The following is a 14251-nucleotide window of genomic DNA, read 5'->3' as shown; positions in this document are numbered from 1 at the left end:
AAGGAGGCAGTATGAACAGCGAGTGTCTTGCCATTATTAATCGTTTTGGTGGTTTAAAGGTACTGGTGATCGGTGATGCAATGCTCGATGTTTATATGGATGGTTCGGCTAACCGTATTTGCAGGGAGGCTCCAGTTCCGATTGTTGATATCAAGGAAGTCAAGGCAATGCCGGGAGGAGCAGCCAATACGGCGGTGAATCTGGCGGAATTAGGGGCCGAGGTCCATTATCTATCCGCCGTGGGGTGCGACCGCGAGGCCGAACTGCTAAAAGATACGCTGACTGGGCATGGTCTCGATATCTCACTCATCATTTGCGACCAGGCCCGGCGGACAATTACAAAACAGCGCGTCACTGCCGGCAGTCAGCTGCTTGTGCGCTTTGATTCGGGTACGACGGACGCGGTATGCGGCGAATATGAGCAGCAGATAATCGAGGCCCTGAAAGAAAAGTTTCACGAGGTTGACGCAGTCGTTGTCTCGGACTATGGCTACGGCATCATGACAGATAAGGTCATCGACGCCCTCGGCGCTCTACAGGGTAAAAGAGAGAATATTCTGGTGATTGACGCAAAGTCGCTCGATAAATACAGCTGCGTCGGGGCCACCGTTGCAAAGCCCAACTACCAGGAACTGGTAACACTTCTTGCCATCACGGAACCGGCCGCAATTGGCCACCGGTCAGAGCAGATCAAACTCCATGGACAGAAGCTGCTTAAAAAAACCGGAACAAAATATGTTGCCGCAACGATTGATATCGAGGGAGCCTTGCTGTTTCAACATGGCAAAGAGCCCTATCGCACATTCTCGAAACCGGTCGAGAATACCAGGGCCGCTGGCGCCGGCGACACGTATGTAAGTGCGCTTACCCTTGCGCTGGCTAGCGGTGCGTCTATCGAAGTTGCAGGTGAGATAGCCAAGTCCGCTGCTGCCGTGATATTGCAAAAATCAGGTACCGCTACCTGTATGCACAACGAGCTGAGTCAATACCTGGGAAGCAGCAGCAAGTATATTCACGACTGGCAGGAATTGAAGAGCCATGTTGATACTTTCAGAAAAGAAGGCAAGCGTATCGTGTTTACGAACGGCTGCTTCGACCTGCTTCACAGCGGGCATGTCACTTATCTGGAGCAGGCACGGGCTTTGGGTGATGTGCTGGTGTTAGGCCTTAACTCCGATGCCAGTATTAAACGACTGAAAGGCAGCGCCCGACCCATCAATAACCTGTACGAACGCCTCCGCATACTGTCCGGGCTGGAATCGGTGACGCTCATAACATCGTTCGAGGAGGATACGCCGATAAACCTTCTGGACATTATTCAGCCGGATGTGTACGTAAAAGGCGGTGACTATACCATCGGGAATTTACCGGAAGCGCCTATCGTCCTGGGCTATGGCGGAAAGGTCGAGATTATGCCTTTTGTACAGGATCGATCCACAACGAGCATCATTACCAGGATTAAAAACCTGGATAAGCAACTTGTCTAACCAGGAAACGAACGATGTTTTCCGAGGCCTGGAAGAACCATAAGAATATATTGTGCGTTCGCCCGGATAACATGGGCGATGTGATGATGAGCCAGCCCGCAATGCGAGCACTCAAGGAGTCGGTTCCGGGCCGGAAAATAACTCTTTTGACATCCAGCGCAGGATCGGCGGTTGCTCGGTTTATTCCGGAAGTGGACGAAATCAGCCCGTTTGATGTTCCCTGGGTAAAGACGAGTGAAACCAATGGAGAGCAACAGCTGTTGGCGCTTGCCGATGAGTTGAGAAGCCGGCAATTCGACGCAGCCGTAATCTTCACGGTCTACAGCCAGAACCCGCTGCCTGCCGCCATGCTGTGCTATCTGGCGGGTATCAAAATTGTCCTGGGTTATTGCCGCGAAAATCCCTACCAGCTTATCAGTCAGTGGGTGCCTGATAAGGAACCGCTCGACTATATTATGCACGAGGTTGAACGGCAGCTCCGGCTAGTCGAAATGGCCGGAGCAGTGACGCGCGACACAAGGCTTTCGCTAAAAATTCCAGAGGAGAGCCGGCAAAAGGTATCGGACAAAATATCCACAATATTGGCCGCCGCTGACATTCACCCGGATGAGCCCTGGCTGGTGCTGCACGCTGGGGTCAGTGAGGAAAAGCGGCTCTATCCAGCCAACGATTATATAGCCGCTTGCGGATCGCTCATCAAGCAAGGCTATAAAATCGTACTTACTGGTAGTGGCAGTGAGCGAGATTATGTTGATGAAATTGCTCGCCAACTCGGCGATGTTGCCACGAATCTCGCAGGTGAGATATCGATTGCGGAACTCATTGCCCTGATTGCGGCGGCGCCGGTTCTAGTCTCGAATAACACGGGTCCAGTCCATATCGCTGCCGCCGTCGGGACGCCGGTCGTCGTGCTGTACGCGATGACAAATCCACAGCACACGCCTTGGCAGGTATCAAATCGGGTGCTTTACTTTGAGGTACCGCCTGAGCTGCGGACGAAAAACCGTTTGCTTCAGTCTTTCCCGGGAGTTTCGACGCCCAGGGCTTCGCCGGAGGCAATTGTGGCAGCGGTAAGTGAGCTTGTCTGCCCGGCAGGAAAACACGTATCAGTCACTCCGGATTCAGTCGGGAACCTAGCCCGGAATCCAGCTGAAATCAACAACAGTATGCCGCGCATCCCACTGGTTACCGGCCTTCCACTGGCATGACGAATGCAATATCTGCTCATGGCATCAATATAAAAGGGATAAATGATGCGGACAGAAATTACGGTACTCATTCCTTCCTGTAATCGGCCCGCCGCCCTGGCAGTGACGCTCACAGGGCTTTGTTTTCAGCATTCCCCTGATTTTGCCGTCATTATTTCCGATCAAAGCGACACGCCTGTTTATCACGATGCCTCAGTCCAGACCGCTATTCGTCTGCTGGAAAAAAAAGGGCATCAGGTGCAGCAACTGGCCAACTTGCCACGACGTGGCCTGGCTCAGCAGCGGCAGTTTTTACTGGACCTTGTAGAGTCGCGATACTGTCTTTATCTCGATGACGACGTTTTGCTGGAGCCTTTTGTTATAGGGAATATGTTGCAGGCCCAAAGAGAGGAAGAGATCGGATTTGTCGGACAGGCGGTCATTGGACTGTCATACAGGAATGATTACCGGCCGGAGCAGCAGGCGATCGAGTTATGGGAGGGGCCGGTGGAGCCGGAAGTTGTTACGCCCCACGATGCAAGCTGGCAGCGCTATACCCTCCATAATGCAGCCAATATCCTCCATATACAGGAAAGACTGCGGCTCACTCCCGATACGCAAAAGAAATACAAGGTTGCCTGGATCGGAGGCTGCGTGATGTATGACGTTCAAAAGCTATGGGAAACGGGAGGGTTCAAATTCTGGGTAGAAGTACCAAAAGAGCATGCTGGCGAAGACGTTCTTGCACAACTACGGGTAATGAAGCGCTACGGTGGCTGCGGCTTGATCCCGTCGGGAGCCTACCATCAGGAAGCACCAACGACGGTAACTAACAGAAAATTCGATATTCCGAAGGAGTTGGTGCTGTGAGCAAAAATGGGAGACATCCAATATTTTGAAAAATTCGCCTATTTCTTCTATTGCTCAGCTACTTACGCTGCAAGAAAAATACGATGAGCTTTGTCATTCCGAACCTGACCTGGAAAATACCCCTGAATTATTCCGTCACTCGTGGCCTGCGCCGGAAAATACCATGAACCCCGTCATTCTAGGTCTGACTCGGAAAATATCATGAATTCGGTGGCGGTCTTTGACCCGAAAAATACCGTGAATTTCGTCATTCCGGGCTTGACCCGGAATCCAGCCAACAATAGTCATGTTCTCACGCTGCTGGATACCCGCTTTCGCGGGTATGACGAGTATGTTGTTTCCTCGCCACTTAAACCGATTGGAAACATTGATTAAACAAACCGATGATATGGAAAACTTGCAGATTAAAACTCGGGAAGAAGTTTCTTTTATTGAAGAAATAGAAAAAATTGCAAGAAACGCGGGGGACGTTATCACAGCGTACTACATTCAGGGTGTGGCACCCGAATTTAAATCCCAGCGGCAGGTAGTAACCGATGCTGACAGAGAGTCTGAACAGCTGCTAAAAGAACAGCTGCTAAAAATCCACCCCTGCGGCTTTTACGGTGAAGAAGAAGGTGGAGATATTGCTGAACAAGGCAATCAGTGGGTGGTCGATCCACTGGACGGAACAGAAAACATGAACGGATATCCTCCGCTTCTTGCCGTTTCGATCGGGCTTCTTCGGAATGGGAAACCCGTTCTAGGCGTTATTTATGATCCCATCCACTCCACCTTGTACAGCGCTCAGGAAGGTGGGCAAACAAGAGTAAATGGAAAAGTTATCCAGGTAAGCAGCCAGACCGATCCAGCAAAGGCCGTTATCAGCCTCGATTTTTCATCAGAAATGAACACGCGTCCTCAGACGCTGGAGCAACTTTCAAGAGTATTGAAGCAGGCTCGGGCAGTGAAGGTATTTGGTGTTCCTGCTCTATCTCTAGCAGCGGTGGCTGCAGGACGGCTGGATCTGTTTTTCCGTCCCTCGACGAAGCTGACGGATATGGTAGCGGGAGTCTGCATGGTCAGGGCATCAGGAGGGAAAGTGGTTGATTATGGTGGGAGGGACTGGACAATATATTCAAAAGGGGTTATTGCGGGCTCTGCCGGGATGATAGATGCTTATCTCTCTTGTTTTAAATAGATACACAGGAATCAGAGCAGCGCCGGCGCCTAGGTCGTCAACAGGAAGTTGTCACCGCCCCGGCTCGATACCAAAGGTTATTACAGGAATGGAAAATTCACGTCACTGATTATGTCGCCATAACGTAACCTTTAATTATAACTCAGAGGGTTATAGCAGAATGCCTTCGATAAAAGAGCCAGACCTCGCCCTTGCCGGGTTGGCTCTACTCGTCATATTTGGACTTTTGATCTGGTATGACCGCCCAGTTGAGAGTGCCCGGCCTTTTGACCCATACATACAACATCAAGACCTGCAAACAACTGATTATGCTTACCAAAGCTGGCTGTGGCAGGACCCCTTCGGGTTTGATCTCGATTCTTATACCGAGAGAAATCAATATTACATTGACTTTGGTGACAATATAGGAAAAACGTCTCCTTATCGTTTTCGAGTATACAAGAAGACAGACGTTGAGCCCATCGCTCACAAAAAAGAATCCGAAGATAAGAAAAAGGAAACTGATGAAAGTAAGAAAACAGAACCTAAAGAAGGTCAATGCGAAGGTGAGTTAAATAAAAAAATAAGTGATATTAAGAATAATGACAATAAGACAACCGTAAAAATATTGGCTCCGTTATTAAAAGTACGTCCCGATACTACAGAAAATAAGGAGCTGCGAACCCGAGATCGCTATGCAGTAATTGCGGGGCTCATGGAAGCAGGCTACCACCCCTCAGAAACCGACCGTTTGCACTTTTGCTCCAGTCAAAAGAATAAGGAGTATGACGTGCGCTGGGAGCATTTCCGTTATGAACCTCAACCGAATAAAGATACGTTCAGCAAAAATGAAACGGATCAACCGGAAAAGGATGAAGCGGACAATAAATCAGACAATAAGCCGGACAAGAAACCAGACATTGTTGTGGTGTGGATGAATAGTGAAATATTCGCCGACGCTGATAGATTTGACTTTATTTCGAAGAGCTTGCTCCGATTAGAAGAAATAGAGAATTTCTATATTTTCGACCTGAACAACATCTTGGACCAGAAACGGACTGTGGACGTAAATAAAAAAATTGCTTGTATTAATAAAAATAATAACAAGAACATTGAGTTCAAGCGCACTGAAACGGACGACAAAGGACTTGCTGATAAACTAACCGAGGAACTAAGGCTACGCTTTATTAAACCATCTGAAGTAATGATTATTACAGAACAGGATTCAGAAAATGTACGCGCTCTAGCAGACAACTTTTGTAAATCTTTCTCTGACTCTTTTAAAGAGAAACAGGATACTAACGTCAAAGATAGTCCTAACCCTAAAGATAAACCTGACGTTGACCTCAAAGATAATACTTGTGAAATAAGAAACGTTTTCTATCTAAAAGGCCTGGATGCCTACCAGCAAATAGTCCATAACCAAGATAAGAATGAAGAAGCGAACAAGCAGGCTGCTCGCCTTTCCGGGATCGATCTAAACATTCCACCGCCGCTACCCATTGGTCCAAGCCAATTCGATTACTTTCACCGGCTGGCAAAGCAAATTAATGACCCTCATAAGGAGATAAATCTCGAGACACGTGACATCGGCATAAAAGCTGTAGGCATTTTCGGCAGTGATTTTTATGACAAGTTGCTGATACTTGAGGCCTTGCGTGCAGAAATGCCTAATATCCTGGTTTTCACAACCGATCTGGATGCGCAGATGCTTCACCCGCCGCATTGGCTCTCGACCAGAAATCTAGTTGTCGCCTCACACTTCAATCTACTACTTGAAGATGGGGATAAAGATGAGAAGGAGCGCCTTAAACGATCCCATCAGGAACAAACTTCCCCTTTTCGCGATAGCCATCAGGGCAGTATTTTCTTCAGCACGATCAGTACGATAACAGGCCATGTCCAAGAATCTAGCCTCCCTTCACCTCAAATTTTTGAGATCGGCCGACACGGTTTCGTGCGCTTAGGCGCAGCACAGGAAAATGATCAAGCCATACTGCCGCTAATGTCCCCAGATATACCCATAGCGCGGCTATGGTTCTTGGCTCAAACCCAACTGTTGCTACTATCGCTACTGACCATGATGATAGTTTCCCTTATTTGTTTTCACTGGAGAATACTCCCCAACTCTCTAGAATCATCTCTTTGGTTATTGTCTTATCCATTGGCAATATTTGCCGTCGCTTTGTTCTTTGCTACAGATAAATTAGGAGAGCCGCTCAGCTTTACCGATGGTGTCAGCCTTTGGCCTTCAATATTCATACAAATTATTGCAATCATAATGGCACTCGCATTTTTCTTTCGTGGGAAGAAAGAACTTGACGCCAATTTTGATTCCCTTAATAACCAGCACTTTGGGTTTTGCCTACTTCGATGGGAAGAGGTGAGTAAGTGGCGAAATGTTCTGCTATTCACTGGGATTATTCTTTTCTTCTCTATTGCAATCTATGCCTACAATGATGTAAACCCATCAGATCTTCAGTTCAAATGGTGTTTCCTATTACTCATGTTTTTAGCAATCGCCTTTTTCTTACTTAAACTTAATTTCCCATATAACGATAATACATTTGATTTTAACTCTATCAAGGATTGGATAGAAAAAGACAATAGTCGTCCGGTAAAAAATGAGAACGACCTATGGAAGGAATACTATAATTATGGCCGGATTGATCATCGCGTAAGCCGTGTTGTCGCAATATGGCTGTTCTTTGCCATCATTGAAACCATACTTATTTACATAGTACCGCCTTGGCCATTGCCATGTCGTGGCAACGCTTGCGATTGGGCTTCCTGGATCGGGGTAATGAGCTTTACTGCGGTCATGCTTCTGCTTTTTTTTGTACTGGATGCGGTAAGGCTGAACTATTACTGGATTAAAAAGCTGCGTACGCAACATCCCCTACTCGCCGAGGATTACCAGGGAGGTTTTGATGCTTTTGGTAACGCAATAACAAATTATCCACTTCAGTCGCTTGAAAAAATTGTTGCCGTTGTTGCAGAAAGAACAGAGGTGGTCGACAAGCTTATTTATTATCCAATGCTCTGTATTATGCTCATGTTATTTGCGCGAATCACTTATTTTGATAATCAGGATTTTCCGCTTAGCAAAGGCATCACTTTTGCTGCAAGCATTTCTTTACTTTTTTTTTCAGGCTTTATACTTCGATATGAGGCGGAAAAACTCAAGCGTTTAGTCATTCAGAGCGCCGAAAACCTGGGTAAAAATAATACGCGCATTCAACCAGAAGCACGTAAAGTCATTAAGAGAATAAAAGGAATCTGCGAGGGCGCTTTCGAACCCATGTTTGAGCAACCGGTCCTGCGTGCGTTATTAATAATATTGGCGTCAGTAGGTCTTTTTGTCGGCGAATATCTCAAGTTATTTGAATAATCCTAGGTGCTATCTGAGCGAATTTGGTCCTTCACGATCATTGAGAGCCTATGCACCCGACTCTCTCCGGTAATCTCGTTCCCTTCGGTAGAAGTCATCTTCCCTCAAGCAACGCCTTCAGTTCATATTTTTCCCGGTCGATTTCGCTCCGCGTACGTACACCCGAGCGCCGCAATATAGGTAATGGCGGGCACCATCCCTGCAGGCTATGCTGGAGCAGGAATGACAGTACAACGGCCGGTAACGCCAGCCATTTCCTGTTGACGGTCGCGCCGAGCAAAAGACCGGTCAAGGCCAGAGTCGAGGCGTTGACTTCAAGCGCGCGCTCGATGTCCCACTCTTTGTCGAGCTCCTCGATGCGTCTATTGATGACTTCTTCGCTGCTGTTGGCATAACGCCGGATGTTGCTATTTGTTCGGCGATCTATTTCGTGGTTCACATGGGGTGCTGTTGAGTGACGAACGCGATCTGCGCTCGTTGGATCTTCGGCATGCAACATGATTTGTTCTCCTTTGAAGAGGTGATTTCACGGAAAGCATGATGGTTTATAAGCAGTTATTTATGCTGATGACTATTTGATAAAGATCGGCAAAAGGGATTCAATGCCTGACGTCTCTTCGGTATCCCCCCAAATAATCCTCTGCATTCTCAGACCCTTTTCTACTTACTGATGTCCGCGTGCACCAGGTTGTGGGCGGGCGGCGGCGTGATGATTTCCGATGGCGGCGTAGCCAAGTCTCGATCACCGATTTGACTAGCGAGATTGACCTGGACCATGCCGCAGCATTTTTTTTGCTGGATCGCCGGTACTAGAGACAACAACTGATGAATCTATGGTTCAGTTTCATGTTCAGCCTCGACAACCGGAACGAGACGATGAGCCTGTCAGGAAGAACTATTATTAAGCTTGATGCCTGGGATTATCTGTGCGGAACGACACAGTCGAGGCGAAGATGAATTGTTTCTATCGGGCAGGAAACGGGGGCAATAGAGCAATCTTTTGGTTCCTATCCTCGTGCGGAGGCGGAGGATAAGGACGCGCCAGAATCGCAATAGAAACGTTCGACAGAACGTATCCACTGTTTGAATTTAGCTTACAAGAAGCTTACGCCCCGGTTTTTGTCCCCTCGCATAAGCCAACGAGCGTTGCAGAATCGATAATGTGGTCCTGCATGCTCGCCGCCACTTGGGTTTTATCAGCGGTGGCAGGTAAATCAAGTACCGTATCGAGGGCGAACAACTGGAAGTGGTAATGGTGGGTGCCGCTGAAGTATTTGGGGCAGGGGCCTTCGTATCCGTGAGTGCCGCCATTGGCGATGCCCTCGGTACCGTCCTCGGGAATATGACCGGCGGGTACAGATGTGGTTGTCGGCGGTATGTTAAAAACAAGCCAGTGAATCCAGGGAACTGGTGTTGCGTCGCGATCTTCCACGACAAGAACAAGGCTTTTGGTCTCCGCGGGAAGGTCTCCAAGCTCCAGGGGAGGACTGATATTCTCCCCAGCACAGGTGTGGGGCGTGGGGACATTGCTGCTATCGCGAAATGCTGGACTGTTAATAAACATGAAAGGCTCCTTTCTTACCTGCCTGTCTGGCCGGCGAACAAATAATACAAACGTCGTACCGGCGGAAGCCGGCGTCAGCAGTTTGCAGGATTGAGTGGGGACTCCGGGCTGTACAGTATTGTTTTGATGGGCTGCGCTTCACTCCACTCACCCTACCTCTGCTGGATTCCGGGTCAAGCCCAGAATGACGAAATACGTAGTATTTCCTCTACGTTCTCACTGAATCAAATAGCGTACCGAAAACAACAATCAAATAAAACCCGAAACCTCTTGCAGAAATAGCCACGACCTTCTATGTAGTACTATGCAGACGATAATAATGGTATATCAGCAGGAACGATATGGCTCAGGTGACCGGACTGCCGATTAACAAAATCGCCATCTTCAGAGCGCTGAAGTTAGGCGATTTCCTGTTATTCACGCCAGCATTGAAAGCTATTCGGCGAGCCTTTCCACAAGCCACCATTGATTATATCGGTCTCCCCTGGAATAGGGAGCTTGCAAAGCGCTACAATCATTACATTGATCAGTTTGTCGAGTTTCCGGGGTTCCCGGGCTTGCCGGAATACCCGTTCAGCGCCAACGTGGTAACAGCGTTTCTGGTCAGCATGCAGGAGCGAAAATACGACCTTGTCTTGCAACTGCACGGCAAAGGCAATGTGTCGAATCTCCTCGTTTCCCTTTTTGGAGCCGGGGCAGTGGCTGGGTTTGCGGGTGAGGAACAGTACTGGCCTAATAGTGATTTCTTTATGCCATACCCTGCTGACCAGCCCGAGCTATTGAGAAGCCTTACCTTACTGGAGTTTCTCGGCATGGGTCAGCCAAACAAGGCAATGGAGTTTCCGGTATTCGAGGCGGACTATCGGAAACTGTACGCGTTGGGAGAATACCGGGCTATTCGTGGAAAACCTTACGTCTGTTTACATCCGGGGGCTATTTCCGCGACACCATGGCCACCCGGGCATTTTGCCGCAGTGGCGGACAGCTGCGTCGAGCAAGGTTTGAAGGTTGTCCTGACGGGCACGGCGGAGGAGAAGCTGCTGACACAAGCAGTGATGGGAAAAATGACGGGTGCGGCGATTGATATGGCGGGTAAAACGGATATTGGCTCGCTCGCAGCTCTGATAAAAGACAGTCGAGCGGTAATTTCCAACGACACGGGTGTTGCCCACCTGGGGGTGGCGGTTGAGGCGCCAAGTGTTACCGTCTTTACGACAACCGATCCTTTGATCTGGGGTCCGCTTGATCAGTTCCGACACCGGATTGTATCGGGGAGCGCTGTCAGGACGCCCGAGGCGGCGATCCTGGCGGTCAACGCGCTACTGGAAAATGAAAGGAGAATCTCATAAAACAAAAGAGACCGCGGGTTCTTACCTGGCATATTCATGGCAATTATCTTTACTATCTCACCCAGGCTCCCTTTGAATTTTATTTACCGAAAGGAGAGGGCGAAGGTTATGGCGGACGTGCGCTGGGTTTCGACTGGGGGGATAACGTGCATGACGTTCCTGTCGATGAGGTTAAGGATCTCGATTTTGACGTGATATTGTTTCAACATCGCAAGAATTACGAAGTCGACCAGTACCAGGTACTATCCGAACCCCAACGCCAGCTCCCCAAAGTTTATCTCGAACACGATCCCCCGCAAGAGCACCCTACCAATACGATGCACTGGGTGGACGACGCGTCCATGCTGCTGGTCCACGTGACCGACTTTAATCGCCTGATGTGGGATAACAACCGGACGCCGACGGCAGTTATCGATCATGGCGTGATGGTTCCGGATAATGTGGCGTACACCGGGGAGCATCCGAAAGGCGTCGTGGTGGTGAATAATATTCATAAACGCGGCCGCCGGTTGGGCCTGGATGTATTCGAAAAAATCCGTGAACAGATACCGCTGGATCTGGTAGGGATGGGTACAACCGAACTGGGTGGCCTGGGCGAAGTGCCGCACGATGAGCTGCCAGCTTTTGTCGCAAAATATCGTTTCTTCTTTAATCCGATTCGCTATACGAGCCTGGGCCTGTCAGTCTGTGAAGCGATGATGACGGGATTGCCGATGGTAGGGCTTGCTACAACCGAGATGGTGACGGCGGTTGAAAACGGGAAGACGGGCTATGTTGAAACCGATGTGGACAAGCTTGTCGAGCGGATGCGCTATCTGATAGATTACCCCGAGCACGCCAGAGAACTGGGCCGAAACGCCAGGAACTATGCAAACCAGCGCTTCAGCATAAAGCGATTTGCAAGCGACTGGCAGCGCGTCGTTAGTCGTGTTGTCGAAAACGCTCGCTAACCTGTTGCGGGAGGTAGTAATTCCGCGGCCAGCTCAAGTACCTCTGTAGCCGCTATGCTTTCAACAAATGAATACAGATGCTCACAGCTGGGCGTTACGGGCTGAAAGGGCCATGGTGAAACAGGTTTAATGCCGCACTCCGGGCATTCAAGTTGCCAGTCTATAGCGACGCGGTGACGGTTCCGGTTAAGTGGCCCCCAGTTGAGTACATTGGGCGCCCAGTAAATCCCGACAGTCGGGGCGCCCACTGCTCGCGCCAGATGAAGCGGCCCTGTGTCGTTGCTGATGACCAGTGCGCTTTTCTGCAGAAGCGCCGCCAACCCGCCAAGGGCAAGCGACGTGCAGGAAATAGCGGTATGTTTCATTGCTTGGAGGACGTTTGTAACGATGTCTTCTTCTTTTGGCGTGCCCGTCAAAACAACTTCGTATCCCCTTTCAATCAGGCTATCCGCTACATCGGCAAATTTTGCCGCCGGCCATACCCGCCGCATGTCATCCGCACCAGCATGGATTACGACATAAGGCCTGCCTTTAATGATTTCTCCAAGGGGAGCAGCTTCCTGCTCGTCTGTTTCCGTTACTTCAAGATGGGGTTCGAGATTAGCGGTGCGAGCTCCTATTAAAGCCGCAATCTCCAGATTGCGCAGAATCTCGCTTTGGTAATGCACATAAGGAATAAAGCGATCGATGGGCTCGGCCGCCGCGTTGCGGGTGCCTGCTGTGAGAGCCGCGCCGAGCTTATTGATAAAAGGATTGGCAGCTTTACCGCTACCCTGCATGTGAATAACGACGGCAAACTTTTCAGCCAGCATGGCTTGGCAAAATAGCTCAACTTCGGCTGAGTCAGTTTCCGGATCGGTATTATCGGCTTGACCTCCTGTTTCAACCGCGTCGTTGACGCCAGCAAGTACTGGAACGCTGATGACCCGGTCAACCACAGAAGGCCGTACGGCCAGGAAGTCCTTTACCCAAGGTCTCGCAAGCAGGACCAGCTCTGCGTTCGGATAGGTTTCTTTTATCGCCGCTAATGCAGGCAAGGTGACGATAAAATCACCTAGCGCCTTCGCGTGGAGAACGGCGATTTTATGTGCTGTGTTGGATAAGTAAGCTGTTGCCAACGTTAATTACAGCGCCCTGCCCACTCTTCGGTCAAATCGAGCCTCCAAGCCGATGGCGGGAAGACTAATCAATTTGGCCAATTGCTTTGCTGACGTCGGCGGGAGTCTCAAAGCTCTCGTCTGGCAGCTGCTCGAGCGTTCGCATTATATTTTCATCCGCCCCTTTGGATTTGGCATGCTTTACAACTTCCTCCTTGCTCGCCGGATAATCCATGCCGGATAAGAACTTCTGTACTTGAATCGGATTGGCTTTTGTCATAACTCCTCCATTATTGAAGTTTATTGTCTTCGGTCCCGATCCTCGTTTTTCTCGCAGGCCGTCGATCTTTACTGCTGGATGGCATTGACACGAGTGCTAATCAGCAATGTAAGCCAAAAAGTTATCAAAAATACCGCTCGCGATAGCTGTTGTTGCTTCAGTCTCTGGGTCGCGACTCGTATTCTTTTTATAGCACCCGCCATCGCCCTTGTCACTCCAGTTATGCTGAGGATATCGCTTTCCGGTAATAAAGTTCATCAGAAAACAGTTCCTGCATGCGCCGCCGTCAAGCCGTTGATTCTCGGAGTGGGTAAGCGGCTTTATAAACGCAGGCGTCAGCGACCGCTAGGTCAACCGGGTGCATGATGACGGAAATAGCTCTTTAAATTTCTTTGATGTGCCGGGAATGCTTCTTGATACCGCTCTATGTGTAATGGCGAACAGAAATTAAATGCCTGGAGGGGGACAATAGACGTTCAGTAAAGCCGGATCAGCAGTCTGATCGGCGGCCTTATGTTACTTCTATCGGTAAACTGTTTTAAGGAGAAGCGCCATGAACAACATAATCTGGTGGGTTGGCTTTATAGTTATCCTTCTTGCTGTATTAAGTTTCCTGGGGTTGCGCTAAAGACCAGCACGTTATCCGCCATGCGATTAACGTATTGACATATGTGCTTCCCGCCCGGCAGCGATAACCCGGCCCGATCATCCAGGTCGGTTCCGGGCCGTCAGCCGTCCTTCAAGATCTTTTGCCTTCATTGGTTTCGCATATAAAGACAACCTTGGCTTTCGGTGCATCCGATGCTTTGAAGATAGCCGCTACCGAAGTTATCAATTGCTATGCTTATGCCGCACGTGTCTAAGATACCCATTTTCCGCGCGTATACGATCAGCAAGCACACTCTGTTAGGCCCGTT

General features: G+C 49.4%; 13 protein-coding genes. 8 read left to right on the top strand and 5 right to left on the bottom strand.

The window, feature by feature from the left end; all coding sequences use genetic code 11:
• Positions 1–11 precede the first annotated feature (11 nt).
• From rfaE2 to BMX66_RS10620, 6 genes are all read left to right on the top strand, one after another.
• Complete coding sequence (rfaE2, locus tag BMX66_RS10640; RefSeq protein ID WP_090881966.1) at positions 12–1487, top strand: D-glycero-beta-D-manno-heptose 1-phosphate adenylyltransferase; 1476 nt, start codon at positions 12–14, stop codon at positions 1485–1487.
• 14 nt (positions 1488–1501) lie between these two features.
• Positions 1502–2695: a glycosyltransferase family 9 protein gene (locus BMX66_RS10635; RefSeq protein WP_090881964.1), complete on the top strand. Its 1194-nt coding sequence runs from the start codon at positions 1502–1504 to the stop codon at positions 2693–2695.
• Positions 2696–2737: 42 nt separating this feature from the next.
• Complete coding sequence (locus BMX66_RS10630) at positions 2738–3544, top strand: glycosyltransferase family 2 protein (protein WP_090881961.1); 807 nt, start codon at positions 2738–2740, stop codon at positions 3542–3544.
• A 201-nt stretch (positions 3545–3745) separates the two neighbouring features.
• Complete coding sequence (locus BMX66_RS15690) at positions 3746–3919, top strand: hypothetical protein (protein ID WP_158593406.1); 174 nt, start codon at positions 3746–3748, stop codon at positions 3917–3919.
• Positions 3912–4724 (top strand): inositol monophosphatase family protein, encoded by an 813-nt coding sequence (locus BMX66_RS10625; protein ID WP_158593407.1) that lies wholly within the window; start codon positions 3912–3914, stop codon positions 4722–4724. Before BMX66_RS15690 ends, BMX66_RS10625 begins: the two co-directional genes overlap by 8 nt.
• A 160-nt stretch (positions 4725–4884) precedes the next feature.
• The gene (locus BMX66_RS10620; RefSeq protein ID WP_090881957.1) at positions 4885–8094 is read left to right on the top strand and encodes a hypothetical protein; all 3210 of its coding nucleotides are present in this window, start codon (positions 4885–4887) and stop codon (positions 8092–8094) included.
• 94 nt (positions 8095–8188) lie between these two features.
• Here BMX66_RS10620 and BMX66_RS10615 read toward each other — a convergent pair whose 3' ends face one another.
• Both BMX66_RS10615 and BMX66_RS10610 read right to left on the bottom strand, forming a co-directional pair.
• A complete protein-coding gene (locus BMX66_RS10615) occupies positions 8189–8593 on the bottom strand; it encodes a hypothetical protein (RefSeq protein WP_090881955.1) in 405 nt (134 codons plus the stop codon).
• A 606-nt stretch (positions 8594–9199) separates the two neighbouring features.
• A complete protein-coding gene (locus tag BMX66_RS10610; protein WP_090881953.1) occupies positions 9200–9658 on the bottom strand; it encodes a YbhB/YbcL family Raf kinase inhibitor-like protein in 459 nt (152 codons plus the stop codon).
• A gap of 341 nt (positions 9659–9999) precedes the next feature.
• On the opposite strand from BMX66_RS10610, the gene BMX66_RS10605 reads away from it, so the two are divergent.
• Both BMX66_RS10605 and BMX66_RS10600 read left to right on the top strand, forming a co-directional pair.
• Positions 10000–11007 carry a glycosyltransferase family 9 protein gene (locus BMX66_RS10605; RefSeq protein ID WP_090881951.1) on the top strand — a complete coding sequence of 336 codons (1008 nt, stop codon included), beginning with the start codon at positions 10000–10002 and terminating at the stop codon, positions 11005–11007.
• Positions 11008–11153: 146 nt separating this feature from the next.
• Positions 11154–11957 carry a glycosyltransferase family 4 protein gene (locus tag BMX66_RS10600; RefSeq protein WP_255398908.1) on the top strand — a complete coding sequence of 268 codons (804 nt, stop codon included), beginning with the start codon at positions 11154–11156 and terminating at the stop codon, positions 11955–11957.
• Here BMX66_RS10600 and BMX66_RS10595 read toward each other — a convergent pair.
• From BMX66_RS10595 to BMX66_RS15685, 3 genes are all read right to left on the bottom strand, one after another.
• Positions 11954–13075, bottom strand: a complete 1122-nt coding sequence (locus tag BMX66_RS10595; protein ID WP_090881947.1) for a glycosyltransferase family 9 protein — start codon at positions 13073–13075, stop codon at positions 11954–11956. The genes BMX66_RS10600 and BMX66_RS10595 overlap by 4 nt on opposite strands.
• 64 nt (positions 13076–13139) lie before the next feature.
• Complete coding sequence (locus tag BMX66_RS10590) at positions 13140–13334, bottom strand: DUF2795 domain-containing protein (protein ID WP_090881945.1); 195 nt, start codon at positions 13332–13334, stop codon at positions 13140–13142.
• A gap of 96 nt (positions 13335–13430) precedes the next feature.
• On the bottom strand, positions 13431–13592 hold the full coding sequence (locus BMX66_RS15685; RefSeq protein WP_158593408.1) for a hypothetical protein: 162 nt from the start codon (positions 13590–13592) through the stop codon (positions 13431–13433).
• Between the last annotated feature and the right edge of the window lie 659 nt (positions 13593–14251).

Source organism: Nitrosovibrio sp. Nv6, from assembly GCF_900110495.1.
Classification (GTDB): Bacteria; Pseudomonadota; Gammaproteobacteria; order Burkholderiales; family Nitrosomonadaceae; genus Nitrosospira.
Note: the sequence above shows the minus strand (reverse complement) of the source record. Positions and strands in the feature narration are given on the sequence as shown.

What these genes read in the sequence shown, in the direction of transcription:
- BMX66_RS10620 (WP_090881957.1), top strand. Translation starts at nt 4,885, where the DNA reads ATGCCTTCGATAAAAGAGCCAGACCTCGCCCTTGCCGGGTTGGCTCTA.
- rfaE2 (WP_090881966.1), top strand. Translation starts at nt 12, where the DNA reads ATGAACAGCGAGTGTCTTGCCATTATTAATCGTTTTGGTGGTTTAAAG.
- BMX66_RS10615 (WP_090881955.1), bottom strand. Translation starts at nt 8,593, where the DNA reads ATGTTGCATGCCGAAGATCCAACGAGCGCAGATCGCGTTCGTCACTCA.
- BMX66_RS10630 (WP_090881961.1), top strand. Translation starts at nt 2,738, where the DNA reads ATGATGCGGACAGAAATTACGGTACTCATTCCTTCCTGTAATCGGCCC.
- BMX66_RS10605 (WP_090881951.1), top strand. Translation starts at nt 10,000, where the DNA reads ATGGCTCAGGTGACCGGACTGCCGATTAACAAAATCGCCATCTTCAGA.
- BMX66_RS15690 (WP_158593406.1), top strand. Translation starts at nt 3,746, where the DNA reads ATGAATTCGGTGGCGGTCTTTGACCCGAAAAATACCGTGAATTTCGTC.
- BMX66_RS15685 (WP_158593408.1), bottom strand. Translation starts at nt 13,592, where the DNA reads ATGAACTTTATTACCGGAAAGCGATATCCTCAGCATAACTGGAGTGAC.
- BMX66_RS10610 (WP_090881953.1), bottom strand. Translation starts at nt 9,658, where the DNA reads ATGTTTATTAACAGTCCAGCATTTCGCGATAGCAGCAATGTCCCCACG.
- BMX66_RS10635 (WP_090881964.1), top strand. Translation starts at nt 1,502, where the DNA reads ATGTTTTCCGAGGCCTGGAAGAACCATAAGAATATATTGTGCGTTCGC.
- BMX66_RS10590 (WP_090881945.1), bottom strand. Translation starts at nt 13,334, where the DNA reads ATGACAAAAGCCAATCCGATTCAAGTACAGAAGTTCTTATCCGGCATG.